The organism is Kitasatospora sp. NPDC101801 (assembly GCF_044766665.1).
Lineage (GTDB): Bacteria > Actinomycetota > Actinomycetes > Streptomycetales > Streptomycetaceae > Kitasatospora.
This window is the reverse complement of the sequence record NZ_JBIWML010000010.1, coordinates 127,353-150,717: the sequence shown is the minus strand read 5'-3', so window position 1 is coordinate 150,717 and position 23,365 is coordinate 127,353. Positions and strand designations below refer to the sequence as shown.

Annotated in this window: 23 protein-coding genes; 8 read left to right on the top strand and 15 right to left on the bottom strand. The window is 73.4% G+C overall.

Annotation, left to right across the window (positions count from 1 at the left end; genetic code table 11):
- Window positions 1-5 precede the first annotated feature (5 nt).
- From ACIRPK_RS15280 to ACIRPK_RS15260, 5 genes are all read right to left on the bottom strand, one after another.
- The gene (locus ACIRPK_RS15280) at window positions 6-560 is read right to left on the bottom strand and encodes a hypothetical protein (protein ID WP_403038193.1); all 555 of its coding nucleotides are present in this window, start codon (window positions 558-560) and stop codon (window positions 6-8) included.
- A 14-nt stretch (window positions 561-574) separates the two neighbouring features.
- Complete coding sequence (locus ACIRPK_RS15275) at window positions 575-982, bottom strand: helix-turn-helix domain-containing protein (RefSeq protein WP_403038191.1); 408 nt, start codon at window positions 980-982, stop codon at window positions 575-577.
- 78 nt (window positions 983-1,060) lie between these two features.
- The gene (locus tag ACIRPK_RS15270) at window positions 1,061-1,570 is read right to left on the bottom strand and encodes a DUF664 domain-containing protein (protein WP_403038188.1); all 510 of its coding nucleotides are present in this window, start codon (window positions 1,568-1,570) and stop codon (window positions 1,061-1,063) included.
- Window positions 1,571-1,686: 116 nt separating this feature from the next.
- Window positions 1,687-2,283 carry a dihydrofolate reductase family protein gene (locus ACIRPK_RS15265; RefSeq protein WP_403038185.1) on the bottom strand — a complete coding sequence of 199 codons (597 nt, stop codon included), beginning with the start codon at window positions 2,281-2,283 and terminating at the stop codon, window positions 1,687-1,689.
- Between the two features lie 113 nt (window positions 2,284-2,396).
- Window positions 2,397-2,840 (bottom strand): MarR family winged helix-turn-helix transcriptional regulator, encoded by a 444-nt coding sequence (locus tag ACIRPK_RS15260; protein ID WP_403038182.1) that lies wholly within the window; start codon window positions 2,838-2,840, stop codon window positions 2,397-2,399.
- A 112-nt stretch (window positions 2,841-2,952) separates the two neighbouring features.
- Between ACIRPK_RS15260 and ACIRPK_RS15255 the strand changes: the two genes are divergently transcribed.
- Entirely contained in the window at window positions 2,953-3,786 is an 834-nt protein-coding gene (locus ACIRPK_RS15255; protein ID WP_403038179.1) for an alpha/beta fold hydrolase, read from the top strand.
- Window positions 3,787-3,799: 13 nt separating this feature from the next.
- Here the strand turns inward: ACIRPK_RS15255 and ACIRPK_RS15250 are convergent, their stop codons facing one another.
- The 3 genes from ACIRPK_RS15250 to ACIRPK_RS15240 form a co-directional block, all read right to left on the bottom strand.
- Window positions 3,800-4,567, bottom strand: coding sequence for a putative protein N(5)-glutamine methyltransferase (locus ACIRPK_RS15250; RefSeq protein WP_403038176.1), 768 nt, complete (start codon window positions 4,565-4,567; stop codon window positions 3,800-3,802).
- A gap of 171 nt (window positions 4,568-4,738) precedes the next feature.
- Window positions 4,739-4,930 (bottom strand): hypothetical protein, encoded by a 192-nt coding sequence (locus ACIRPK_RS15245; RefSeq protein WP_403038173.1) that lies wholly within the window; start codon window positions 4,928-4,930, stop codon window positions 4,739-4,741.
- Window positions 4,930-8,022: an SNF2-related protein gene (locus ACIRPK_RS15240; RefSeq protein WP_403038171.1), complete on the bottom strand. Its 3,093-nt coding sequence runs from the start codon at window positions 8,020-8,022 to the stop codon at window positions 4,930-4,932. The genes ACIRPK_RS15245 and ACIRPK_RS15240 overlap by 1 nt, the downstream gene beginning before the upstream one ends.
- A 135-nt stretch (window positions 8,023-8,157) precedes the next feature.
- Between ACIRPK_RS15240 and ACIRPK_RS15235 the strand changes: the two genes are divergently transcribed.
- Window positions 8,158-8,688, top strand: coding sequence for a DinB family protein (locus tag ACIRPK_RS15235; protein WP_403038168.1), 531 nt, complete (start codon window positions 8,158-8,160; stop codon window positions 8,686-8,688).
- 102 nt (window positions 8,689-8,790) lie between these two features.
- A complete protein-coding gene (locus ACIRPK_RS15230; protein WP_403038165.1) occupies window positions 8,791-9,405 on the top strand; it encodes a YceI family protein in 615 nt (204 codons plus the stop codon).
- Window positions 9,406-9,412: 7 nt separating this feature from the next.
- Here the strand turns inward: ACIRPK_RS15230 and ACIRPK_RS15225 are convergent, their stop codons facing one another.
- Complete coding sequence (locus tag ACIRPK_RS15225; RefSeq protein WP_403038162.1) at window positions 9,413-10,381, bottom strand: LysR family transcriptional regulator; 969 nt, start codon at window positions 10,379-10,381, stop codon at window positions 9,413-9,415.
- A 123-nt stretch (window positions 10,382-10,504) separates the two neighbouring features.
- On the opposite strand from ACIRPK_RS15225, the gene ACIRPK_RS15220 reads away from it, so the two are divergent.
- Window positions 10,505-11,728: an MFS transporter gene (locus tag ACIRPK_RS15220; RefSeq protein ID WP_403038160.1), complete on the top strand. Its 1,224-nt coding sequence runs from the start codon at window positions 10,505-10,507 to the stop codon at window positions 11,726-11,728.
- Here ACIRPK_RS15220 and ACIRPK_RS15215 read toward each other — a convergent pair.
- Window positions 11,709-12,227, bottom strand: a complete 519-nt coding sequence (locus ACIRPK_RS15215) for a GNAT family N-acetyltransferase (RefSeq protein ID WP_403038157.1) — start codon at window positions 12,225-12,227, stop codon at window positions 11,709-11,711. The two genes, ACIRPK_RS15220 and ACIRPK_RS15215, sit on opposite strands and share 20 nt — an antisense overlap.
- A 46-nt stretch (window positions 12,228-12,273) precedes the next feature.
- Between ACIRPK_RS15215 and ACIRPK_RS15210 the strand changes: the two genes are divergently transcribed.
- Window positions 12,274-13,047, top strand: a complete 774-nt coding sequence (locus tag ACIRPK_RS15210; protein ID WP_403038154.1) for a TetR family transcriptional regulator — start codon at window positions 12,274-12,276, stop codon at window positions 13,045-13,047.
- A 12-nt stretch (window positions 13,048-13,059) separates the two neighbouring features.
- On the opposite strand, the gene ACIRPK_RS15205 is transcribed toward ACIRPK_RS15210, so the two are convergent.
- Window positions 13,060-14,328: a GNAT family N-acetyltransferase gene (locus ACIRPK_RS15205; protein WP_403038151.1), complete on the bottom strand. Its 1,269-nt coding sequence runs from the start codon at window positions 14,326-14,328 to the stop codon at window positions 13,060-13,062.
- A gap of 96 nt (window positions 14,329-14,424) precedes the next feature.
- On the opposite strand from ACIRPK_RS15205, the gene ACIRPK_RS15200 reads away from it, so the two are divergent.
- Window positions 14,425-15,954 (top strand): helix-turn-helix domain-containing protein, encoded by a 1,530-nt coding sequence (locus ACIRPK_RS15200; RefSeq protein WP_403038149.1) that lies wholly within the window; start codon window positions 14,425-14,427, stop codon window positions 15,952-15,954.
- A 192-nt stretch (window positions 15,955-16,146) separates the two neighbouring features.
- Window positions 16,147-17,061 carry a hypothetical protein gene (locus tag ACIRPK_RS15195; protein WP_403038146.1) on the top strand — a complete coding sequence of 305 codons (915 nt, stop codon included), beginning with the start codon at window positions 16,147-16,149 and terminating at the stop codon, window positions 17,059-17,061.
- 89 nt (window positions 17,062-17,150) lie between these two features.
- On the opposite strand, the gene ACIRPK_RS15190 is transcribed toward ACIRPK_RS15195, so the two are convergent.
- The 4 genes from ACIRPK_RS15190 to ACIRPK_RS15175 form a co-directional block, all read right to left on the bottom strand.
- Complete coding sequence (locus ACIRPK_RS15190; protein ID WP_403038143.1) at window positions 17,151-18,407, bottom strand: C40 family peptidase; 1,257 nt, start codon at window positions 18,405-18,407, stop codon at window positions 17,151-17,153.
- Window positions 18,408-18,617: 210 nt separating this feature from the next.
- Window positions 18,618-19,685, bottom strand: coding sequence for a hypothetical protein (locus ACIRPK_RS15185; protein ID WP_403038140.1), 1,068 nt, complete (start codon window positions 19,683-19,685; stop codon window positions 18,618-18,620).
- 45 nt (window positions 19,686-19,730) lie between these two features.
- Window positions 19,731-21,443, bottom strand: a complete 1,713-nt coding sequence (locus tag ACIRPK_RS15180) for a threonine/serine exporter family protein (RefSeq protein ID WP_403038137.1) — start codon at window positions 21,441-21,443, stop codon at window positions 19,731-19,733.
- A gap of 176 nt (window positions 21,444-21,619) precedes the next feature.
- Window positions 21,620-22,255, bottom strand: coding sequence for a DedA family protein (locus ACIRPK_RS15175; RefSeq protein WP_403038134.1), 636 nt, complete (start codon window positions 22,253-22,255; stop codon window positions 21,620-21,622).
- A 111-nt stretch (window positions 22,256-22,366) separates the two neighbouring features.
- On the opposite strand from ACIRPK_RS15175, the gene ACIRPK_RS15170 reads away from it, so the two are divergent.
- Complete coding sequence (locus ACIRPK_RS15170) at window positions 22,367-23,296, top strand: cation diffusion facilitator family transporter (RefSeq protein WP_403038131.1); 930 nt, start codon at window positions 22,367-22,369, stop codon at window positions 23,294-23,296.
- Window positions 23,297-23,365: the final 69 nt, after the last annotated feature.

Below are 23,365 nucleotides of genomic sequence, written 5' to 3'. Positions count from 1 at the left end.
CCGGACTACTTCGCGGAGTCGCCGGTGCTCTTCCGGGCCCGCGGCGCCCGCTTCGGCGCCGGCTCCGCGGCGGGCTCCGCCACCGGCTCCTCCTCCTGCGCCCACTCCGACGCGGAGACCTCCTCGGGCTCCAGGTCGACCGCCACGGCCTCGACCTCGGCGGCCGGCTGCTCCGCCGGGGGAGCCTGCTGGCCCTCCACCACGGCCTTGCCCCGGACCGCCAGCTCCTCGTACGCCTCCTTGGCCTTCACGGCCAGCTCCAGCGCGAGGCCGACCTGCTGGAGCGCGAAGCCCTGGGCCTTCTCCTGCAGCCCCTTCAGGTCGCCCGGCAGCGTGGAGACCGTCTCGGTCACCTTCGCCTGCGCCTCGACCAGCCGGGTCTGCGCCTCCTGGAACCGGGCGGTGGCCTTCTCCTGGGTACCCTTGCGGTCCGCCGCGAGCGCCTCGACCTTGGCGGGCACCTCGCGCAGCTTCTCGTACGCCAGGTCCCCGGCGCCCGCGATCGCGTACAGCGGGGTCGGGTCGCTCAGCGTCTTCTTGATCTCGTCGGTGATCGGCATGACCGGTCCTCCTGCTATCCCTCGACAGTCCGGCGGTCGGCCTGTCCCTCTGCTGCTTCCCCGGGCTCGCCGACGCTCTCCTGATTCTCTTTCAGGAAGGCGTCGTAGACCGCGAGCAGCGCCTGCTTCTGCCGCTCGCTGATCAACGGATCGGCCAGGATCGCGGCCCGGAGTTCGAGCCCCTCACCCTGCCGCTCCTCCAACATCCCGGCCTGCACGTACAGCGTCTCCGCCGAGATCCGCAGCGCCTTGGCGATCTGCTGCAGGATCTCCGCGCTCGGCTTCCGCAGCCCGCGCTCGATCTGGCTCAGGTACGGATTGGAAACCCCCGCCACCTCCGCCAGCTGGCGCAGCGAGTACTGCGCGTTCCGCCGCTGCTCCCGGATGTACTCCCCGAGCGAGCCGACCTTCAGTGAAGCCATGGCAGCACTCTGCCGCACCCTGCTTGCAATTGCAAGCAGGGTGCTAGCGGGAGCAAGCTCCCCCGCGACCGGCCTCCGCTACCGCCGTCGGAGGACGCCACGGACGAAGGCCGCCTGGCCGGCGTGCTGGAGGCTGTCGGAGACGACGCTGACCAGCCGGACGCCGAGAATCACCGGCGGTGTCCAGTTCTCGTCCACGATCCGGTCCAGGGCCGGGCCGCTGAGCCCGCGTACGTACGCCAGGGTGTGCGCGTGCACGGCGTCGTAGTAGCCGGTGAGCAGGTCACCGGAGTCCACCCGGAGGGCCGCGACCTGGCGGGCGGTGTGTCCGTAGCCGGTGGCGTCCGCAGGGAAGGGCAGGCCGAAGCGGTCGTACCAGCCGCCCGCGGTCCAGAGCTGTTCGGTGCCCGCGACCTCCGCCACGTGGTCGTCCTGCACCCGGGTCAGGTGCCAGACCAGCCAGGCGACCGAGTTGGCCTTCGGGTCCAGGCGCTCCGCGAGCTCGTCGGGACCGAGTCCGGCCACCGCCTCGTGGACGGACTCACGGACCCGGCCGAACGCATCGACCAGCAGGGCTGCGCAGTTCATGCGGGCAATCCTCCCAGAGACCGGCCACCGGGTGCCGGAGGTCACGTCCGGCCGTGTCACGGGATCGACGGAACGTCGGCGCGGCACCTGCCCCGACCCGGTCGCAAGGACGACCGCTACTGCGCGGCGGCCGGGCGGTAGGTGCAGACGTTCACGCCGGCCTTGCTGGTGACGGTGGAGACCAGTTCGAGGGTGCGCAGGCCGCCGTCGGCGGGGAAGACCGACTTCCCGCCGCCGAGCAGGACCGGCATGACGATCAGGCGGAGCTCGTCGAACAGGCCCTCGGCCAGCAGCAGCCGGACCAGGGTCGGGCTGCCCATCACGGCCAGGTCGCCGCCGGGGGCGGCGTGCAGCTCGCGGAGGCGGGAGGCGGCCTGGCCACCCGGGATGCGGGTGGTGTTCTCCCAGGTCAGGTCGGAGTCGCCGAGGGTCGCCGAGACCACGTACTTCGGGAGCGCGTTCATCCGGTCGGCGAACGGGTCGCCCGCCCGCTCGGGCCAGGCGCCCGCCATGGTCTGCCAGGTGCGGCGGCCGAACAGCAGCGCGTCGGCCTTGGCGGTCGCGTCGGCGAAGGTGCCGCCGACCACCTCCGGGTCGAAGAACGGGTGCGACCAACCGCCGTGCGCGAAGCCGCCGTCGGTGTCCTCCTCCGCCCCGCCCGGGGCCTGCACGACGCCGTCGAGGCTGACGAACTCGGTGATCACGATACGCATGGGGACTCACTCCTTGTGGTTGCTCCGTGTATATCAAGGGCGGCCGACAGAACCGCCGGAACTCACCGTCCCCCGGCGGCCGGTGGAGCGGTTCGCGCCCGGATGACGGAGCGTCAGGACCGGTCGGGCGTCAGGTGGCGGGCCAGTACGGCGAGCGCTTCGGCGACCTCCCGCAGCCGGTCCGGGTCACCGTCGCCGAGGGCATCGGCCAGCGCGTCGGTGACGGTGGTCGCGCGGATCTCGGCGACCCGGGCGGACGGTTCGGCGGCGGGGTGGATCAGCGTGCGGCGGCCGTCGGCGGGGTCGGGTGCGGTACCGACCGAGCCGGCCTCCCTGAGGCGGGCGACGGCGGTGGAGACCTGGCTCTGCGGGATGCCGGTCCGGGCCACGACCTCGCTCGCGGTGGTGCCGGGGTGGGCGGCGACGTCGGTGGCGACGATCAGGACCGTACGGGTGCTGCCGGGCCGGCCGGCGGTGCCGCCCGGGGGCTCCGGGATGGCGCTCTCGCCGATCTTCATCAAGGTCCGGCCCAGTAGGAAGAGGTCGACTCCGTTCATGGGGACAAGGTACATCCAGATTGATCCATCTCTCTTGATGCATCCATTTGGATGCATTACGGTGAGGGCGGGCGCAACGGACGGACCGTCAGCGCCCGGAGAGGGACCCACCATGCCCACCGCCAGCCTCACCGTCCCCGGCGCGACCCTGCACTTCGAGGTGCGCGGGAGCGGCCCGGTCCTGCTCGTCTCGCAGAGCGGCGAGGGCGACGCCGACCGCAGCACCGACCTGGTGGCGGGCCTCACCGACGCGTACACTGTGGTCACCTACGACCGGCGGGGGCTGTCCCGCAGCCGGCCGGACGACCCGGAGCGCGGGGCGAGCCTGGCCGAGCACGCCGACGACGTGCACCGGCTGCTGGCCGCCGTCACCGACGGGCCCGCGCTGATGCTCGGGTGCAGCCTCGGTGCCTCGATCGGTCTGCACGTCGCGTCCCGGTACCCCGGGCAGCTGAGCGCCCTGATCGCGCACGAGCCGGTCACCCCGCGACTGCTGCCGCCGGCCGAACGGGCCGGGCACGAAGCCGAGCTGACCGGTCTTCAGCTGCACTACCGGCAGCACGGCCTCGGCCCGACGCTGCCCGCGATGGCCCGGCTGCTGGGCATCGACCTGCACGGGCCGACCGAGGACGGGCTGACCCCGCACCCGATGGACGCCCGCCGGATCGCCAACTTCGACCACTTCATCCGGCACGACTTCGGTGCGGTCGTGCGGGACACCCTGGACCCCGAGGCGCTGCGCGGCACCACCACCCGGATCCTCCCGGCCGCCGGGCGCAGCACGCCGCCGGAGGTCTTCGACCGCCGCTGCGCCGACGCCCTGGCCGAGTTGGTCGGCGAGCCGGTCCGGATCTTCCCCGGCGGCCACAACGGCAACCTCGCCCACCCCCGCGCCTACGCCCACCGTCTGCGCGAGGTGCTGGCCGAAGCCGTCCGAGCCGCCTGAGCGGTCGGAGCGGTCAGGCGGGCCGGGTGCCGGCCACCACGGTGGCGTCGTGCCGGTCGGAGGTGTGCAGGGTCGGCGTCAGGCCCCGCTCGGTCATCGCGGCCGCCGTGGCGGCGGCCTGGCGGGCGCTGGTCTCGATCAGCAGGTGGCCGCCCGGGGCCAGCCACCGGGGGGCGGCGGCGATGACGCGGCGCTGGACGGCCAGGCCGTCGGGGCCGCCGTCCAGGGTGAAGTGCGGTTCGTGGTCGCGGGCTTCGGCCGGGAGGAAGGGGATCGCGGCGGTGGGGACGTACGGGGCGTTGGCGACCAGGACGGTGATCCGGCCGCCCAGGGCGGCGGGCAGCGGGGCGTAGAGGTCACCCTGGTGGACCGTCGCGGTGGCCGGGAGGTTGCCCCGGGCGCAGTCGGCGGCGGTCGGGTCGAGGTCGGCGGCGTGCAGCTCGGCCGAGGGGACGGTGACGGCGAGCACGGCGGCCACGGCGCCCGCGCCGCAGCAGAGGTCGAGGGCGACACCGTCCGGCCGGAGCAGGCCGACGGCCAGTTCGGCCAGGAACTCGGTACGGCGGCGTGGCACGAAGACCCCGGGTGTGACGGTGATCCGCAGGCCGCAGAACCCGGCCCAGCCCAGGACGTGTTCGAGCGGGTGGCCCTCGGCCCGGCGGCCGACCATGGCGGCGAGCTGCTCGGGCGTGGTGGCGCCGGCGAGGAGGAGCTCCGCCTCGTCCTCGGCGAAGACGCAGCCGGCGGCCCGGAGGGTGGTGACGATGGTGGCGTACGACATGACAGCGGCCTTTCGAGCGGACGAAGGGCGCTCGGGTGGCCTGCCGGTCAGTGCGGCGGGGCGACGGAGGAGAGCACCCGTACGGGACGAGCGGTCATGGGTGTCACCTCCGGGGTCGGGTCGTGTGCTGCCGAGACCGGCACTTTACCAAAGCACAGGGCTGAACCGGCGTCAGCCGACGCTGCCGTCCGGGTCCGCCAGCCGGCGGTACGTCTCGGCCAGCAGGACGCTCAGGTCCCGCCCGCCGATCCGGATCCCGGCCGGGCCGAGGCCCGCGGTCGGCGGCTCCCCGGCGGCGGCCGGGGCGGCGGCCTGCAGGGTGAACTCGCCGTCCCAGAAGCGGGCTGCCGGGTCGGGTTCCATCAGACGGCTCCGATCGCGTCGGCGGACAGGGTGACCAACTCCCGCAGGGTGCCCGGGTCCAGGCCGGTGAGCCACTGTTCCTCGGTGGAGACGGCAGTTTCGGCGAGGGCCCGTTTGGCCTCGATCAGCTCGCCGATCCGTTCCTCCACGGTGCCGACACAGACCAGGCGGCGGACCTGGACGTCCCGGCGCTGGCCGATCCGGAACGCCCGGTCGGTGGCCTGGTCCTCGACCGCCGGGTTCCACCAGCGGTCCAGGTGGATGACCTGGTTGGCGGCGGTGAGGTTGAGCCCGGTGCCGCCGGCCCGGAGCGAGAGCAGGAAGACCCGGGGGCCGCCGGGGGCCTGGAACCGCGCGACCAGCTCCTCCCGCCGGTGCTTGGGGACACCGCCGTGCAGGTAGAGCACCTCCTCGCCGAGCCGCTCGGCCAGGTGCGGCTGGAGCAGCCGGCCGAACTCGGCGTACTGGGTGAAGACCAGCACCCGGTCGCCCTCGGCCAGCGCCTCGGTGAGCAGCTCCTCAAGCCGGGCCACCTTGCCCGAGCGGTCCCCCAACGGCGAACGGTCGTGCAGGAGTTGGGCCGGGTGGTTGCAGACCTGCTTGAGCTTGCCGATCGCCGCCAGCACGGTGCCCTTGCGCTCGACGCCCCGGACGCCCTGCTCCCGGTGCAGCACGTCGGCGACCACCGCCTGGTAGAGCCCGGCCTGTTCGGCGGTGAGGTTGCACCAGACGGTGATCTCCTGCTTGGCGGGCAGCTCGGTGGCGATCAGCGGGTCGCTCTTCAGCCGGCGGAGCACGAACGGGCCGCTCAGCCGCCGCAGTCGCGACCCGGCGTCGGCGCTGCCGTGCTGCTCGACCGGGACGGCGAACCGCTCCCGGAACGAGTCCGTACTGCCGAACAGGCCCGGGTTGGCGAAGTCCAGGACGGCGTGCAGCTCGGCCAGCCGGTTCTCCACCGGTGTGCCGGTGAGGGCGATCCGGTGCACCGTCACCGGGAGCGAACGCAGCGCCCTGGACTGGGCGGTGGCGGAGTTCTTGACGTACTGCGCCTCGTCCGCGACCACCCGCCGCCACCGGACGCCGGCCAGCGTCCGGACGTCCCGCTGGAGCACCCCGTAGGTGGTGATCACCAGGTCGGCTGCCGGCAGCTCGCCGCGGTCGCTGCCGTGGTGGACGTGCACCCGGAGCATCGGTGCGAACCGGGCCGCCTCGCGCTGCCAGTTGCCGACCAGCGACATCGGACAGACCAGCAGGGTCGGGCCGGTCGCGGTGCCCGCGTGCTGCTCGGCGGCCAGCAGGGCCAGCGTCTGGACGGTCTTGCCGAGACCCATGTCGTCCGCCAGCACCCCGCCGAGGCCGAGCCGGGCGAGGGCGTGCAGCCAGGCCAACCCCCGTTCCTGGTACGGGCGGAGGGTGGCGCCGAAGTCCGGCGGCAGGGCGGGGGCGGCGGTCTGCTCGGTCCGGCCCGCCAGCAGCTCGCCGAGCGGGCCGGTGGCGGTGACCTCGGTGACCGGGAAGCCGCCGGCGGTGGCCGCCGGGTCGAGGGCGAGCCGGAGCAGCTCGGCGGTCGGCAGCGAGCCCGAGCCGTGCCGGGCGAGGAAGGCCAAGGCGGCGGCGATCTGCCCGGCGTCCACCTCGACCCAGCGGCCGCGCAGCCGGACCAGGCCCTGCTGGGCCGCCCCGAGATCGGTCAACTCCTGCTGGGTGAACTTGACTTCGCCGATCGCGGCCTGCCAGCGGAAGTCCACCACGGCGTCCCGGTCGACCTGGGCGGCCCGCTCCACGGTGCCAGGCGGTGCGACCCGGGCGGCGGTCAGCGCCAGGCCGAGCGCGGGCCTGCGCTGCCACCAGGTCGGCAGCAGGACACCGAACCCGGCCCGGGTGAGCGCGGGTGCGGCGGTGCGCAGGAAGTCGAGCGCGCCGGCCCGGTCCAGCCGCAGGCCGGTCGGCCTTCGGCCACCACCCGGGCCGGGGCGCAGCTCGGGCCGGCGCAGGGCGGCCCGGTCGAGTTCGGCCAGGAAGCTCTCCACCGGGTCGGCGAGCTGCCGGGACAGTGCGGCGAACGCCGGTCCGCCGTCCCAGAGTTCGGCGGCCGGGACGAGCAGCGAGGGCTGTTCGACCGCCTGGATCAGGAAGTCGAGCCGCCAGTCGTCGTCATCGGGCCGTCCCTCGGGGTCGTCGTCGGCGGGGCCGAGCGGCTCGGAGAGCCGGAAACAGAGCCGGACCGGACTGTCCGCCGGTGGCGAGCTCGCCAGCCAGACCGCCAACTGCTCGCGCAGCTCGGCGAGTTCCGCCTCCGGAGCCTGGAACCGCCCGTCCGCCCGGTGCAGCGCGGCCCACCAGGCGGCCGGTGCCCCGTCGGCGGCGGGCACCGCCGTACCGTCCAGGGCGGTCCTGATCTCGTGGTCGACGAAGCGGTCCAGCAGTTCGGCGGCCAGCTCGGCGGCCCCGGTCCGGCCCTCCGCCAGTACGGCGGGCGGACACCCCCGGACCAGCGCGTCCAGCTCCCGCCGGTCGGCCCGCTCGGGGGCGGGCTGCCAGTGGGCGTACGGGGCGCCGTCCCGGTCCCGGACCACCGGGAGCGCCCGGCCCCGGCCCGCCAGCCGCCAGGCCAGGTCGTGCACGGCGGTCAGCCAGCGCAGCGAGGCGCCGTACGCGAGCTCCACCGACCCCGCCACACCCGGGAGTTCGATGCTGGCGCCGGACCAGTACGGGTCGAACAACCCGCCGAGCAGCTGGGCCGCCTCGGCCGGCGGGAAGAGCAGCACCGGCACCCGCCAGGAGGCCGGGGCGAGGCCCCGGCCGGTGGCGCCGATCGGCAGTTGCGGGGAGGGGGTGGGCGCCCCGCCCAGACCGGGCAGCCGGAGCGTGCTCCACCGCTCGGGGGCCTGCTCGGCGAGCCAGCCCGGGCCCGGGCCGAGGGCGGCCAGCAGCCGGGCCACCTCGGCCGCCGGGGCCGCGAACGGGTGCGCGGTGGCGGCCACCGCGGCGCCGGCCGGACGGTGCAGCCGGGCCGCCGTGTAGGCGCGGGCATCCTCGGCCCAGAGCGCCAGCCGCCCGTCGGCCCGCCAGAGCGCGTGCAGGGCGTACATGGACGGGGCCTCCCGGGAACGGCAGCAGGGTTTCACCCTAACCGGGGCGCGTAGCGGACAGGATCTGACCTAGTTCCCGCCTACCTTCGGTCGTACCGGAGCGGGGGTGACCCGCCTGACGAAAAGGTGATCGACATGGTGGTCCTGGTGGCGGCGGAGAGCAGTGAGCGCGAGGGTCTACTGGCCTTCCTTGAGGCGCACCGGGGCGCGGTGCGCCGCTCGGTGCACGGCCTCACCGAGGAGCAGGCGCGGGCCACCCCGAGCGCGAGCAGCCTGTCGCTGGGCGGCCTGCTCAAGCACGTGACCACCTGCGAGCAGCACTGGATCGAGAGCATCCTGACGGGCCGTGAACTGCCGCAGCAGCCCTGGGAGGACCAGCACCGGCTGCTGGACGGCGAGTCCGTGGCCGGCTGGCTGAAGCAGTACGAGGCGGTGGCCGCCGAGACCGAACGGGTGATCCGTGCGCTGCCCGACCTGGAGGTGGACGCGGCGCTGCCGGAGGCGCCCTGGTTCCCGCCGAACAGCCGGCGGACGGCCCGCTGGATCCTCACCCACCTGTGCACCGAGGTGGCCCGGCACGCCGGACACGCCGACATCATCCGGGAGAGCCTGGACGGCAGCACCGCCCTGGCACTGGTTGCGGCGGTCGAGCGGGACCGGGCCTGAAGTTCCGGCGCCTTGGTTGAACATTGAACGAAACGGGGCTATGGTGGTGGCACGCCAACAAGTTGAAGCCTAAACAAATGGCTTCCGACCCGAGGAGAAGCCATGGGCATCTTCAACCGCACCAGCAAGGCCGCCACCACCAGCACCGCCGTCGCCGAGGCCCCGGCCGGGCCCGACCTGGCGCACCTGACCGGTGACTACACGATCGACGCCTCGCACAGCCGGATCGGCTTCGCGGTCCGGCACGCGATGGTGACCAACGTGCGCGGCCAGTTCGCCGAGCACGACGGCCTGCTCCACCTGGACGGCAGCCGGCCGGAGAACTCCACCGCCGCGCTGACCATCAAGGTCGCCAGCATCGACACCGGCAACACCCAGCGCGACGAGCACCTGCGCACCGGCGACTTCTTCGAGGCGGAGACCTTCCCGGAGATCACTTTCCGCTCCACCTCGGCCGAGCGGCTCGACGGCGACTCGTACCGGATGACCGGTGACCTCACCATCAAGGGCACCACCGGCGAGGTGGTCCTCGACCTGGAGTACACCGGCAGCGCGACGGACGTCTACGGCGCCCAGCGGGTCGGCTTCGAGGGCAGCACCACGGTCGACCGGACCGCCTGGGGCCTGTCCTACAACGCCGCGCTGGAGACCGGCGGCGTGCTGATCGGCGAGAAGGTCAAGCTCAGCTTCGACATCTCGGCCGTCAAGAGCGTCTGAGCCGCCCTCAGCGCTCCAGCAGCGCGGCATCCTCGGCGGGCAGCCAGCTCACCGGCGGACGCCGCAACCACCCCTCGCGCGAGCCGAGTTCGGCCACCGCCTCGCGCAACGCGGTGAATCCCGGATGACGAAGCTCCGGGCGGTGCACCAGGCTCACCAGACTGAGCGGCACCGGATCGACCAGCGGACGGGTGACGGCCCCGGGTATCCCGGGGCCGCCGGTCGTGGTCAGCATCGCCTCACCGTGCCGGGCCAGATAGTGCCCGACCTCCTCCACCCCGACCGGCGGACTGTGCGGGGCCGCCGCGAGCAGACCGTGCGCGGCCAGCAGCTGCCGCCCGAGCGCGGTCCACTCGGTGGTCGCCGGATTCCCCGCACAGATGTCCACCGGGTGCCCGGCCAGCGCGCTCAGCGGCACCTCGGACAGCGCCGCCAGCCGATGGCCGAGCGGCAGGAAGACCGCCATCGCCTCGAACCGGACCGGCAGCTGGGCGAGTTCCGACCGCAGACCGGCCGACAGCCCGGCGAACCTCCCGAACGAGACGTCCAGCCGATGGCCCGTCAGCTCCACCGCCGCCGCGGTCAGCCCGCCGTGGAACCGGGCCAGCAGCTCCAGCTCGGGCCGCGCCGCCCGGGCCGCCGCGAGCAGCCGGACGGCGGTCAGGTCGTCCCCGGTCACGTCGTTGTTCAGGTCCACCAACAGCGGCCGGTGACCGGACTGTTCGGCCAGCAGCTCGTCGTGCAGGGCCAGCAGCCGCCGGACCTTCGGCAGCAGCCGCTCCCCCTCCGGCGTAAGCCGCACGCTGCGGGTGCTCCGGTCGAACAGCCGCAGCCCGAGTGCCAGCTCCAGCGCCCGGACGTCCCGGCTGAGCGCCTGCTGCGCCACGTGCAGCCGCTCGGCGGCCCGCCCGAAGTGCAGGGTCTCGGCGGTCGCGGCGAAGCCGCGCAGCAGACGCGGGTGCAGGTCACGAGGCATCCCCGCACCCTAGACCACCGCATTGACACCGCAGCTGTGTCAATCGGGCCGAACAGGTGTTGGACCGGCCCGGACCGCGGCCGGAAGGCTGGGCGCACACCCCGCGCCCACCCCAGGAGTTCCGTGTTCGCCTCGTACCGCCGCCTGTTCGCCGCTCCCGGCACGCTCGCCTTCACGCTGACCGGGCTGTTCGCCCGGCTGTCCTTCGCGATGACCGGGGTCAGCACGGTGGTGCTGATCGCCACCCGCCGCGACTCGTACGCGCTGGCCGGGGCGGTCTCGGCCACCGGCGTGCTCGCGGTCGCCTTCGCCCTGCCGCTGAGCGGGCGCCTGGTGGACCGGCACGGGCAGGCCAGGGTCTCGTTCGCGGGCGTGCTGCTGGCGGTCTGGCCGATGGCCGGGCTGCTGCTCTGCACGCACTTCGGCGCACCCGCCTGGACGCTCTTCGTCTGCTGCGCCGCCTCCTCGGTGATCCCCAACCTGGGCGGCATGGCCCGGGCCCGCTGGGCCCACCTGTACCGGGACGACCCGGCGGCCCGGCACGCGGCCAACTCCCTGGAACAGGCGCTGGACGAGCTCTGCTACATGGGCGGTCCGGTGCTCGCCATGCTGCTCTGCACCTCGCTCTTCCCGGAGGCCGGGCTGCTGGTCGGCGGAGTGCTGGGCTGCGGCGGCCTGCTGCTGTTCGCCGCCCAGCGGCGGACCGAACCGCCGGTGCAGCCACCGGCGGCCGTCCCCGCCCGGGGCGCACTGCGGCACGGCGGGCTGCGGGTGCTGGTGCTGGTGTTCGCCGCGACCGGGGTGGTGTTCGGCTCGACGGAGGTCAGCACCATCGCGTACGCCGACTCGCTCGGCCAGAAGCCGCTGGCCGGTGGGCTGTTGGCGCTGGTGGCGGCCGGGTCCGGTGTCTCCGGTCTGGCCTTCGGACTGGTCCGGAGCCGGATCGGCGGCGCGGGGCGGCTGCTGCTCGGGGTGGCGGCGATGACCGTCCTGCTGCTGCTCCCGCTGGCCGCCGGGGTCTCCGGGGCCGGGCTCGCGGTGCTCGGCCCAGCGTTGTTCGTGGCCGGGTCGGGCACCGCACCGACCATGGTGGCCGGTATGACCATGGTTCAGGAGCTGCTGCCCGCGCGGCAGTTGAACGAGGCCATGGGCGTCGCCGTGGCGGGCATCCTGATCGGGATCTCCACCGGGGCGGCGGTCGGCGGGATGCTCGCCGAGCGGGCCGCGCCGGGCACCGGCTTCCTGCTGCCGGCCGGAGCCGCCGGACTGGCCCTGCTGACCGCGCTGGCCGGCCGCCACCGGCTGGGCGCCCCGTCGGGACCGGAGCTCAGCACGTCGGCGGCGTGACCGGGAAGCTGTACTCGTACTCGGGCAGCCGGTGCCCGCCGGGGAACCAGCCGATCCGGTCGCCGGTGCGCACCCCGCCCGCCCGCTGGTAGAACGCGATCGCCCGGGTGTTGGCCTGCAGCACCTCCAGGTAGAGGGTGCGGTCCGGGACGTGTGCCCGGCCGACGGCCAGCAGCCGGGCCCCGATCCCGCCGCCGGTCAGGCCGGGGCGGACGTGCAGGTTGTCCAGCAGCACCCGGCCGTCCGGCTGCGGGACCAGGTAGGCGAAGCCGTCCAGCTCTCCCGCGCGCTCGGCGAGCAGCAGCAGCGGGGTATTCGCGGGCTCCCCGTAGTCCACGCCCAGCCGCAGCTCCCAGAGCTCGCGGCGCTCCTCGGCCAGACCGTCACCGAGCGCCTCGGCCGGCACCAGCCCGGTGTACGCGGACAGCCAGCTCGCGCTGTGCAGGGCGGCGACCGCCGGGGCGTCGGCGGCGGTACCTGGTCGGATCTCGTGCGGCATGCCACCGAGCCTGTCACATCGGCCCGCCAAGGTAGGCTCCACAGGCGTGGAGCAGCCCAAGGACGTCACCGGCCCGGTACCGGCCCCGAGCGAGCCCGGCAACGCCGAACTGCCGGGCGGTCGGGCCAGGCCGAAGACCGACAAGAGCGAGCAGACCCGGGCCCTGATCCTGGACACCGCGATGCGGTTGTTCAAGGAGCGCGGGTACGACAAGACCACCATGCGGGCGATCGCCGCCGAGGCCGGGGTCTCGGTCGGCAACGCCTACTACTACTTCGAGTCGAAGGAATTCCTGATCCAGGGTTTCTACGACCTGATGACGCACGATCACGCCCGGGAAGCCCGGGAGCGGATGGCCGGGCACACCGACTTCGCGGACCGGCTGGAGATCGCCCTGGTCTCCTGGCTCGACTGCGCGGCGGAGTACCACACCTTCGCCTCGCAGTTCTTCCGGACCGCCGCCGACCCGAACAGCTCGCTCAGCCCGTTCTCCAACGACTCGCACCCGGCCCGGGCCACGGCGGTCGAGCTGTTCCGCGAGGTGCTGGCCGGCTCCGACCTGAGCAGCAAGCTGGACGCCGAGTTGGTCGAGCTGCTGCCCGACCTGCTCTGGCTGCACCTGATGGTGGTCGTCCTGTACTGGGTCTTCGACCGCACCCCGGACACCGAGCGGACCCGCGAGTTCGTCCGCCGCTCCACCCCGATGGCGGCCCGGATCCTGACCCTCTCCCGCTACCGGGTGTTCCGCCCGATCGTCCGGGACGCCAAGGGGCTGATCCAGGACTTCATCCTGCCGACCATCGGCCGGACGAAGTCCTGACCCGACGGAGGGTCAGAAGCCGTCCGGGTTCCAGGCCCGGAGCGGGGTGCGCAGCAGCAGGTCGGCCCGGGCCGCCGCGCCGGGGAGCAGCTCGGTGACCAGGCCGCCCGCGACCAGCCGGGGCAGCGTCTCGGCACCGAGGTAGAGGCTGCCCAACTGGCTCGCGCCGAGCGCCAGGTCGGCCGGGTCCTCGGTCCGGACGCAGCGGCCGGTGCCGTCCGGGGCCACCTCCAGCGCCCAGCGGCCCTCGGTCCAGCCGTACCGGTCGGTGACCTCCAGGACCGTCCGGCCCGGTGCGCCGTACCGACGGGCAGCGAAGGCGGCGGGCACGTCCAGCACCCGGAGCCAGGTGAAGTCGGAGCACTCCGGGCCCGGCTTGGCCGCCCGCGGGTCGTTCAGCCAGAGCGGCAGCGGGTCGTCCGGGGCGAGGTTCGTGATCTCGACGGTGCGGACCCAGTCCACCGAGAAGGCCAGCCGCCAGAGCGCCACCGCGGTCGGAGTGTCCAGCGCGACGAAGTCGGCCACGGTGAGCGTGCAGTCCGGGGTCGGGCCGTCCCACTTGTCGTCCAGGCGGTAGACGATCAGACCGGTCACGGTGCCGCTCGCGTCCCGGTGCACAGCGGCGAACGGCTCCTTCCACTCGAAGCCCGGCAGCGTCGCCTCCCCGGTGGCCAGCCGCCACCAGTACGGCTTGCGGGCGATCGCGCCGGGCTGGGTCCGCCGCCAGCGCTCGTGCAGGTCCGGGCCGAGTTCGCGGAGCTCGGCCATGGTGACGAAGTCCACCCGGCCGCCCGGGCTCTCCGGCAGCTCGGCGCGCAGGCCGCCGGCCTCCTTGACGGCGATCCGCAGACCGGCGTTGACGGTGGCGGGCCCGAAGCCGAACCGGCCGTAGATGTTGTACTCGGCGGCGATCAGGATCGCCACCGGGCAGCCCCGCCGGTGCGCGTCCGCCAGGTCGGTGGTCATCATCCGGCTGAGCAGGCCCCGGCGGCGGTGGGTGGAGGTGACCGTCACCCCGGTGATCGCGTCGGCCCGGACGGTGCCACCGCCCGGCACGGTCAGCTCGGTGTCGAAGCTGCGGAAGGTGCCCACGCAGCGGGTCGGGTCGAACGGGTCGAAGGCGCCCTGGAAGCGGTTCGGCTCGAACTGGAGCCGGCGGAACTCGAACCCGTCGGCGACGTGCGGGCGCAGGAACCCACGTGCCACCGCCAGACCCCAGGCCGGGAGCTCGTCCTCCGTGATGTACCGGATGTCCGTGGTGTCGGATCGCGCGTTGCCCATCCGGTCACCGTACGACGCGGCGTCAGAAGCGGCATCCGGTTTTCTCGGCGCCCCCTTCACCTTCCGTCATCTCATATATGAGATATCGTCTGCCCCATGAGCGACGACTACCTCCAGCGCATCGGCGGTCTCATCCGCACCGCCCGCGAGCACAAGGGCAAGACCCAGGGCCAGCTCGCGGCGGCCCTGGGCACCAGCCAGAGCGCGGTCAACCGGATGGAGAAGGGCCAGCAGAACCTCACGCTGGAGATGGTCGCCCGGATCGGCGAGGCGCTGGACAGCGAGATCGTCTCGCTGGGCTACGCCGGCCCGATGCACCTGCGGGTCGACGGCGGGCGGCAGTTGAGCGGCGCGATCGACGTCCGCACCAGCAAGAACGCCGGGGTCGCACTGCTCTGCGCCTCGCTGCTGACCACCGGCCGCACCACGCTGCGCCAGGTGGCCCGGATCGAGGAGGTCTACCGGATCCTCGAGGTGCTCGCCTCGATCGGCGTGAAGGCCCGCTGGACCAACGACGGCCGCGACCTCGAACTGACCCCGCCCGCCCGGCTCGACCTGGACTCGATGGACGAGGCCGCCGCCAAGCGGACCCGCAGCGTGCTGATGCTGCTCGGGCCGCTGATGCACCGGGCCGAGCAGTTCAGGATCCCGTACGCGGGCGGCTGCGACCTGGGCACCCGGACGGTGCAGCCGCACCTGGCCTCGCTGCGGCAGTTCGGCCTGGAGGTGGCGGCCACCGACGGGAGCTACCACGCCCGGGTCGAGGCCGGGGTCTCGCCGGGGCGGCCGATCGTGCTGACCGAGCGCGGGGACACCGTGACCGAGAACGCGCTGATGGCCGCCGCCCGGCACGACGGCGTGACGGTGATCCGCAACGCCAGCCCGAACTACATGGTCCAGGACCTGTGCTTCTTCCTGGAGCAGCTCGGGGTCAGGATCGAGGGCATCGGCACCACCACGCTCACCGTGCACGGCCTGGCCGATATCACCTGTGACGTGGACTACGCCCCGGCCGAGGACCCGGTCGAGGCGATGAGCCTGCTCGCGGCCGCCGTGGTGACCTCCTCCGAGCTGACCATCCGTCGGGTGCCGATCGAGTTCCTGGAGATCGAGCTCGCGGTGCTGGAGGGGATGGGCCTGGACCACGACCGCACCCCCGAGTACCCGGCCCGCAACGGCCGCACCCGGCTGGTCGACCTGACGGTCCGTCCGTCCAAGCTGACCGCGCCGGTCGACCGGATCCACCCGATGCCGTTCCCCGGCATCAACATCGACAACGTCCCGTTCTTCGCCGTGATCGCCGCCGCCGCCCACGGCACCACACAGATCAACGACTGGGTCTACGACAACCGCGCCATCTACCTGACCGACCTCACCCGCCTCGGCGCGGCCGTCACGCTGCTCGACCCGCACCGCGTCATGGTCCAGGGCCCGACCCGCTGGCGCGCCGCCGAGACCGTCTGCCCGCCGGCCCTGCGCCCGGCCGTGGTCATGCTGCTCGCCATGCTCGCCGCCGAGGGCACCTCGGTGCTGCGCAACGTCTACGTGATCAACCGCGGCTACGAGGACCTGGCGGAGCGCCTCAACTCGATCGGCGCGGCCATCGAGACCTTCCGGGACATCTGACGGGAGCAGGCCGCCGATTTGCGACGTTCCCCCCACCCGGGGCGTAAACGGAAGATCGTGCACATGACTGACTATTCATCAATTCCCGTTCAGCAATAATTAATTGAGCGAGTACCCCCCTCGTGGAAGACTCCGCATCGGCGATCGCGGAACAGCCGCGCCCGCCTACTTCGGTGTTCTTGGGGGAAGATCATGAAGACATTCCTGTCCACCGCCCGACCGCTCGGCCGGGTGGTCGCCGGCTTCGGTCTGGCTCTCACCCTGGCAGTCGGCACCACCGCGCTGACCGCCGGCGCCGCACACGCCCAGAGTGTCGGCTCGGGGTCGCTCAGCTTCAACGGCGACCCCGGCGACTACATCAGCCAGGGTCAGCAGCACGACTACTCCACCTCGGCGAAGGACCGGCTCACGGTCTACTCCAACGAGGACCGGAGCGCCGTCAGCGTCTCGGTCAACGGCTACCAGGGCAACTGGTGGAGCCTGGACCTGGCGGCACCCACCGGGGAGCAGCTGCACACCGGCACCTACACCGGGGCCACCCGGGCCCCGTTCAAGGGTGCCGGGCCCGGCCTGGAGATCAGCGGTGACGGCCGCGGCTGCAACACGCTGACCGGCTCCTTCACCGTCAGCAACCTCGTCTTCGGCCCGCACGGCTACCTGCAGACCCTCGACGCCAGCTACGAGCAGCACTGCGAGGGCGGCGCCGAGGCCCTGCGCGGCGAGGTGCACATCACCAACCCGGTCGCGCCGGCCGAGCTCAACCTCGGCCTGGGCATCGCGGTCCAGGGCACCGCCAGCTCGCTGAACGGCAAGGCCACCGTGCACGGCACGGTGACCTGCAACAAGCCCGTCCAGGTCGCCGTCGCCGGACTGGTCACCCAGGTGAAGAACCGGGTGCTGATCCGGGGCTCCTACGCCACCTCGGTGGGCTGCACCCCGGGCGCACCGGTGGCCTGGAGCGCGACCGCCGACCCGACCGGGACCACCCCGTTCCAGCGTGGCAAGGTCGAGGTCACCGCGCAGGCCACCACCACCGACCCCGACTACGGGGTGAACGTCACCGCGAGCCAGACCACCGCGGTCGACCTGAGCAGGACCGGCAAGTAACGCCCTCGGGGGGCAGCTGAGCAGGCCGGACCGGTCCAACCGGTCCGGCCTGCTCGCCGTGCGGCGCCGGGCCGGGGGCAGGAGCGGGGTCAGGGGCGGCCGTAGAAGTCCGGGCGGCCCATGATCCAGAGGCTGGCCTGCTTGATCGCCATGCCCGGGCGGGGGGCCTCGATCATCTGGTCGTCGCCGATGTAGAGGGCGACGTGGTGGATGTCCCGGGCGCGGCCGGTGTCGGTCCAGAAGACCAGGTCGCCCGGGCGGAGCTGGGCGTAGCCGACCGGGGTGGACTCGGCGTACTGGTCGGCGGCGAAGTGGGTCAGGTTCTTGCCCGCGCGGCGCCAGGCCATCATGGTCAGCCCGGAGCAGTCGTAGCCGGCCGGGCCCTCGCCGCCCCAGATGTAGGGCAGGCCGATCTTGGAGCGGGCGAAGGCGATGGCGGCCTCCGCACCGCCGGCCGACCAGGGGGACTCGGCCACCGAGTCGGCGGACGGACGGGCCGCGGCCGCGGCGGCAGCGGCCTCGGTGGCCGCCGCGGCCGCGGCGGCGGACCGGGCGGCCTCCTCCGCGCGGGCGGCGGCGAGCGCCTCCAGGGCCTCCCGGCGCTGCCGCTCCAGGTCCAGGGTGGTGTTGCGGGCGGCGGCCAGAGCGGTGAGCAACTGCTCCCGGCGGGTGGTGATCTCGGCGACCTGGGTCTGCTGGGCGGCCAGCCTGGCCTCGGCCTGCTCCTTGGCCAGCCGGACGGCGGCGGCCGCCGAGACCGCCTCGGCCTCGGCCGCCCCGGCCGCCTCGGCGGTGCGGGCGGCCTCGGCGGCGGTGGTCGTGGCGGTGTCCAGGATGTCCTTGGTCCGGGCGCCGACCATGCCGATGGCGGCGGCCTGGGCACCGATCGCCCGGGGCCCGTCGGCCCCCAGCAGGGCGTCCAGCGCGGAGAGTTGGGCGCTGGCACCCTGCCGGTAGGTCTCGGCGGCCAGTTCGGCGGCCCGGTCGGCGGCGACCACCCGGGCCTGCGCCGCGACCGCCGCCAGCGCTCCGGTCCGGCTCGCCTCGGCCCGGGCCCGGGCAAGCCGGGCCTGCGCGCCGTTGTAGGACTCGACGGCCTGCTCGGCCTCCCGGCCGGCCCGCTCCAGGTCGGTCTGGGCGGCGGTCAGCCGGGCCTCGATCGCGGCGGTGTCGGCGGCCCTGGCGGTCTCCTCGGCCTGGGCGGCGGCGATGTCGTCGGTGCTGGGGTACGGGTCGTCGGCCGGGGCGGCGATGCCGGGCGCTGCGGGTGCCGCGCCCGCGACGGGCAGCAGGCCGAACAGGCCGGAGAGGGTGAGCAGGAGGGTCGGGAGGATTCTGCGAGCCACGGGGTGCCCCTCTCGCGACGGCTGACGGTGGATCAAATATCCCATCAAGTGATAAATCGGTCACTCGTGGTCATAGTTTCAGACCTGACGGTGGCTCAGCGCCAGGCCCACGCGGCCGGGCGGGTGAGATGTCGGATTGTCTGCCCCGTTCGGGCAGCGGCGCCCGGCGCACTCCACCCGCCGGCCCGAGCGCCCCGGCCGGACCGACCGTCAGTGCGGGCGCCTGGCCGCCGGGTGCGGCACCCGGGGAGCCGCGGTCCGCAGGCGCCGGTACGGGGCGTGCGGCTCGGGCCCGGCCGGTGCGGCGGGCCGGACGGCGTACGTCCGGGCCCGGCCGGCCCGGACCGTCCGGCGGCGGGCCACCGACGGGGCGGTCCGCTCGGGCGCGGCGGGGCCCGGGACGGTCGACTTGGCCCGGCGATCGGCCAGCCGGGCGGAGCGGCGGGCCAGCGCCCTGGCCTCGTGGGCGTCCAGGTGCGCGGTGGCCCGGGCCGCCATCCGCTCGGCGACCCGGTGGGTGGCGGTGTGGTGGGCGGGCACCTTGTCGGGGGCGCCCGCGATCAGGTCGAAGAGCCAGGTCCGCGCGCGGTCCGCGCGGGCGTGCAGCAGCCGTTCACGCCGGACCGCCCGCGCCCTGCGCCGGGGCCGGTTGGCGTACCGCCACCGCGCCCAGGGACTGGTCGGCCGGGCCAGCCGGACCGCGCCGATCCAGGACAGGCCGGGCACCATGATGCCGAGCAGCCCGGTCCACACCTTGCCCTTGAACAGCGCGACGATCGAGACCGCGGCGTTCACGCTGATCACCGCGACCAGGCCCCACCTGGTGTCCTGCCCGGGCACCACCCCGAGCGGCACGTACCCGGTCAGCAGCAGCCCGGTGAACAGGATGCCGAAGATCACCGCGTCCACCGACTTCCGGCCCTGCGCGCTCCAGTACACGTCGTCCAGGTGCAGGATCAGCGCGAACTCGTCCAGCACCAGACCGCAGCCGATGCCGAAGCTGAACCCGAACCAGTCGCTCCACGGGGCCGCACCGTTGGTGGCGAACACCCCGATCCCGCCGAGCAGCAGGAAGCCCAGGCCGAACACCATGTGGTGGATGTGCAGACCGCCGGGGGTGATGTTGCCCGGCCACCAGCGCACGTTGGCCCGGATCATCCGGACGCTGACCCGGATCAGCACGAAGGACAGGATGAAGCCCGCCAGCAGCAGGAACAGCGGCTGTTTGTGCGCGGCCACGATGTGGGTCCGGTAGCCGTCCAGCAGGGCCTCGATCATGCTTCGTACCTTCGTTCCGTCCTGACCCCGGGTCAGTGACCGGAGTCAGAAACCGCGGGTCCGCTTGGCCGCCCGGCGCGGCACCAACAGGTAGGGGGCGAGCCGTTCACCGGCCGTACCGAGGCCCCGGGTGCCCGGCAGGTCGCTGGGCATCTTCAGGAAGAGACGCGCGATCTCCCCTCCGAGGTTGACCCCGACCGCGAGGGCCAGCGCCAGCGCGGCGGCCCGGCCGACCTGCACCACGCCGCCGACCGGATTGTTCTGGGTGAAGGCCAGCATCCCGAGGTAGATCGCCGAACCGGGCATCAGCGGCCCGAGCGCGGCGGTCACGTACGGCAGCGCGGAGGTCGCCTGGTAACGGGCGATCAGCTGGCCGAACAGACCGACCAGGCCGGCCGCCAGCCCGGTGGCGACGATCGGCGAGACCTGCGCGTTGTAGGCCAGCACCCCGTACGTGGACCAGCCGATGCCGCTGTTCAGGGTGACCAGCGGCAGGATCCTGCGGTCGGTCTGCAGCAGCATCGCGAAGGCCGCGGTGAGCACCATCGCCGCCACCAGCTGCACCGGTGGGTGGCTGATCCCGATCAGGCTCTCGCTCGGATTCAGGTTCGGATCGAGCTTGGAGCCCGCGTAGAGCACCAGCATCACGCCGATCACGATGCCCGCGACCAGGTAGAGCACCTCCAGCAGGCGGGCGGCGGCGGTGATGTAGAAGCCCGTCAGACCGTCCTGCACGGCGGCCACAAGGGCCCGGCCCGGCAGCAGCGCGAACAGCCCACCGGTGATCACCACCGAACCGCGCAGGCCGAGGTGGTTGAGCGACAGCACGATGCCGGAGACCGCGGCGGGCATCGCCGCCAGCACGAACTGGTAGAACTCCGGCAGCCCGCGCCGGGCGATCAGCGAGGCCAGCCGGTCACCGAGTATCGCCGCCACGAAGGCGTTGGCGAAGACCAGCCAGGCCTTGGCGTCCAGTTTGCCGCCGACCAGGAAGGTGGCCGCCCCGGCCAGCAGCCCGGTGGCCAGCGCGAGCAGCCAGCCCGGGTACGGGTGCCGGTTGCGGCGGATCGCGGCGAGCCGCCGGTAGGCGTCGTTCACCGTCAGCCGTTCGGCGGTGATGTCGGCGACCAGCAGGTAGACGGCGGCCAGCCGGGTGTAGTCGGAGGTCCGGCGGCGGACCACCCGGTCGGCGGTGACCGGGGGTTCGACCAGCGACGGCTGGTAGGAGATGCCGATCAGCGTGAAGGTGACCTGCGGCTCGCAGTGGTCGAGTCCGAAGGCGTGTGCGATGCCGAGCATCGCCGCCTCGACGTCCTCGGCGGCCTCGCCGCTGGCCAGCAGCAGTTCGCCGATCCGCAGCGTCAGGTCGAGCACCCGCGGCACGTTCCGCTTCACCGCGGACTCGGGCTTCTGCTCCCGCTGGGTCCGCTCGTAGGCAGGCCGCTCGGCCATCGGCGTGCGCAGCAGGGTGCGCATCCGGTCCGGCCAGGGGGCCTCGCCGGGCGCGCCCTGACGGAGCATCGGGACCGCGATCCCGGTCGGCGGGCTGAAGCCGACCGCCTTCCAGACCTCGGGGGTCAGGGTGTCCTCGGGGTTCCAGGCCGGCTCGGCCGACTCCACCGGGCCGAGCAGGCCCTCGGTCTGCTGCGGCGCCGGAGCCAGCGGGATGACGGTCTGCTGCTCGACCGGGGGCGCGGCCGAGCCGAGCAGGCCCTCGGTCGGCGGAGCCTCGCTCGGGAGCAGCTGCTTTCTCGGCACCGGCCTGGGCGGCCTGCCGCCCCTGACCTTCTTGCCGCCCCCGGGTCGGCCCCGGCCCCGCTTCGGCACTGCCGCTCCTCCGCCGCCCCGGTCCGCATGGTGATGGTCGGTCCCACCTTGCCTGATCGGAGGGCCGGATGCACAACAGCCTGGGGTCGGCCCGGCAAACCCTGGGGTCAGGCCGCCCGCTGCGCGGCCCGACGGGCCCGGAGGAGTTCGACCACGACCGGGATCACCGACACCAGCACGATCGCGATCAGGATCGCCTCGATGTTGTCCCGGACGAACGGGATCTGACCGAGGAAGTACCCGAGCACGGTGACCCCGGCGCCCCAGAGCACGCCGCCGACCACGTTGTAGACCACGAAGGTCCGGTAGTTCATCCGGCTCACGCCCGCCACGATCGGGGTGAAGGTCCGGACGATCGGCACGAACCTGGCCAGCACGATCGCCTTCGGCCCGTGCCGGTCGAAGAAGGCGGCGGCCTTCTCCACGTTCTCCTGCTGGAACAGCCGCGAGTCCGGCCGGCGGAACAGGCCCGGGCCGACCTTCCGCCCGAACAGGTACCCGACCTGGTCGCCGGCCACCGCGGCCAGCACGATCAGCGCGCAGACCAGCCAGAGCGGCTGGGGCAGGAAGCTGCCGTCCGCCACCAGCAGCCCGGCGGTGAACAGCAGTGAGTCGCCCGGCAGGAAGAAGCCGATCAACAGGCCCGACTCGGCGAACACGATGGCCAGGATGCCGACCAGTCCGAAGGTGGAGATCAGCGTGGTCGGGTCGAGCCAGGACGGGCCGAGGGCGAGGCTGGTCACGGGCAGGGGCTCCTCAGGGCGGCAGCTTAGGCAAAGAAACAGTAAAGCATTGGCCAAGTAAGCGGTGCGTGAGGGTCGGGATTACCGTCAATCCGGACATACTGTCCGACTATGACCAGCAGCGAAGCCGAGGAGAGCCTCGGCACCGTGATCGTGGCCGGCCTCTGCAACCTGGGGATCGCGGTCGCCAAGGCGGTCGCCGGGGTGGTCAGCGGCTCCAGCGCGATGCTCTCCGAGGCGGCGCACTCCTTCGCCGACACGGTCACCGAACTGCTGCTGTACGCCTCGATCAAACGCGGCGCCCGGCCCGCCGACGACGCGCACCCCTTCGGCCACGGCCGGGAGCGCTACCTCTGGGCCCTGCTCGCCTCGGTCGCCACCTTCGTCGGCGGCGCGGTCTTCTCGGTCAACGACGGCATCCACACCCTGGTGGACGGCGAGGAGCTGGGCAGCCCGACCCTCTCCTACCTGGTGCTCGCGGTCGCCTTCGTCCTGGAGGGCATCTCCCTGCGGCGGGCGGTCCGCCAGGTCCGATCCGAATCCGCCCGGCTCGGCACCGGCACCCGGCAGTACCTGCGGCACACCCCCGACACCGCCGTGAAGGCGGTCTTCCTGGAGGACTCGGCCGCCCTGATCGGCCTGCTGCTCGCCTTCGGCGGCCTGCTCGGCGCCCAGCTCTCCGGCTCCGCCGTCTGGGACGGCGTCGCCTCCCTGCTGATCGGCGCCCTGCTGGCCTGGGTCGCGTACGTGCTCGGCCGGGACAACTCCTCCCTGCTGATCGGCCGCTCCCTCCCGCAGTCGTTCGAGGACCGGATCGAGCAGACCCTCCGTCAACAGCCGCACGTGGACGCCGTCCTGGACCTGATCACCATCCTGCACGGCCCCAAGGAGGTCCTGGTCGCCGCCAAGGTCGACTTCTCCGACATCGCCACCGCCGCCCAGGTCGAACGCGCCTGCGACAGCGCCGAACAGGCCGTCCGCACCGCCTTCCCGGCCGTCACCCGCATCTACCTCGACCCCACCCCGAGCCCGCCCGCCTAGCCAAGGCAGTTCGGAGGAGTCAGGGGCTCGGGGCTCTGCTGTTGTGCGGCTCCGCCGCGCGGGCGACGC

Bases quoted from the DNA above. Each gene is read 5' to 3' on its own strand.
- ACIRPK_RS15260 (WP_403038182.1), bottom strand. From the start codon at position 2,840: ATGAACGGAGTCGACCTCTTCCTACTGGGCCGGACCTTGATGAAGATC.
- ACIRPK_RS15270 (WP_403038188.1), bottom strand. From the start codon at position 1,570: ATGAACTGCGCAGCCCTGCTGGTCGATGCGTTCGGCCGGGTCCGTGAG.
- ACIRPK_RS15170 (WP_403038131.1), top strand. From the start codon at position 22,367: ATGACCAGCAGCGAAGCCGAGGAGAGCCTCGGCACCGTGATCGTGGCC.
- ACIRPK_RS15245 (WP_403038173.1), bottom strand. From the start codon at position 4,930: ATGGAACCCGACCCGGCAGCCCGCTTCTGGGACGGCGAGTTCACCCTG.
- ACIRPK_RS15235 (WP_403038168.1), top strand. From the start codon at position 8,158: ATGGTGGTCCTGGTGGCGGCGGAGAGCAGTGAGCGCGAGGGTCTACTG.
- ACIRPK_RS15265 (WP_403038185.1), bottom strand. From the start codon at position 2,283: ATGCGTATCGTGATCACCGAGTTCGTCAGCCTCGACGGCGTCGTGCAG.
- ACIRPK_RS15215 (WP_403038157.1), bottom strand. From the start codon at position 12,227: ATGCCGCACGAGATCCGACCAGGTACCGCCGCCGACGCCCCGGCGGTC.
- ACIRPK_RS15240 (WP_403038171.1), bottom strand. From the start codon at position 8,022: ATGTACGCCCTGCACGCGCTCTGGCGGGCCGACGGGCGGCTGGCGCTC.
- ACIRPK_RS15200 (WP_403038149.1), top strand. From the start codon at position 14,425: ATGAGCGACGACTACCTCCAGCGCATCGGCGGTCTCATCCGCACCGCC.
- ACIRPK_RS15225 (WP_403038162.1), bottom strand. From the start codon at position 10,381: ATGCCTCGTGACCTGCACCCGCGTCTGCTGCGCGGCTTCGCCGCGACC.
- ACIRPK_RS15255 (WP_403038179.1), top strand. From the start codon at position 2,953: ATGCCCACCGCCAGCCTCACCGTCCCCGGCGCGACCCTGCACTTCGAG.
- ACIRPK_RS15195 (WP_403038146.1), top strand. From the start codon at position 16,147: ATGAAGACATTCCTGTCCACCGCCCGACCGCTCGGCCGGGTGGTCGCC.
- ACIRPK_RS15280 (WP_403038193.1), bottom strand. From the start codon at position 560: ATGCCGATCACCGACGAGATCAAGAAGACGCTGAGCGACCCGACCCCG.
- ACIRPK_RS15250 (WP_403038176.1), bottom strand. From the start codon at position 4,567: ATGTCGTACGCCACCATCGTCACCACCCTCCGGGCCGCCGGCTGCGTC.
- ACIRPK_RS15205 (WP_403038151.1), bottom strand. From the start codon at position 14,328: ATGGGCAACGCGCGATCCGACACCACGGACATCCGGTACATCACGGAG.
- ACIRPK_RS15230 (WP_403038165.1), top strand. From the start codon at position 8,791: ATGGGCATCTTCAACCGCACCAGCAAGGCCGCCACCACCAGCACCGCC.
- ACIRPK_RS15185 (WP_403038140.1), bottom strand. From the start codon at position 19,685: ATGATCGAGGCCCTGCTGGACGGCTACCGGACCCACATCGTGGCCGCG.
- ACIRPK_RS15275 (WP_403038191.1), bottom strand. From the start codon at position 982: ATGGCTTCACTGAAGGTCGGCTCGCTCGGGGAGTACATCCGGGAGCAG.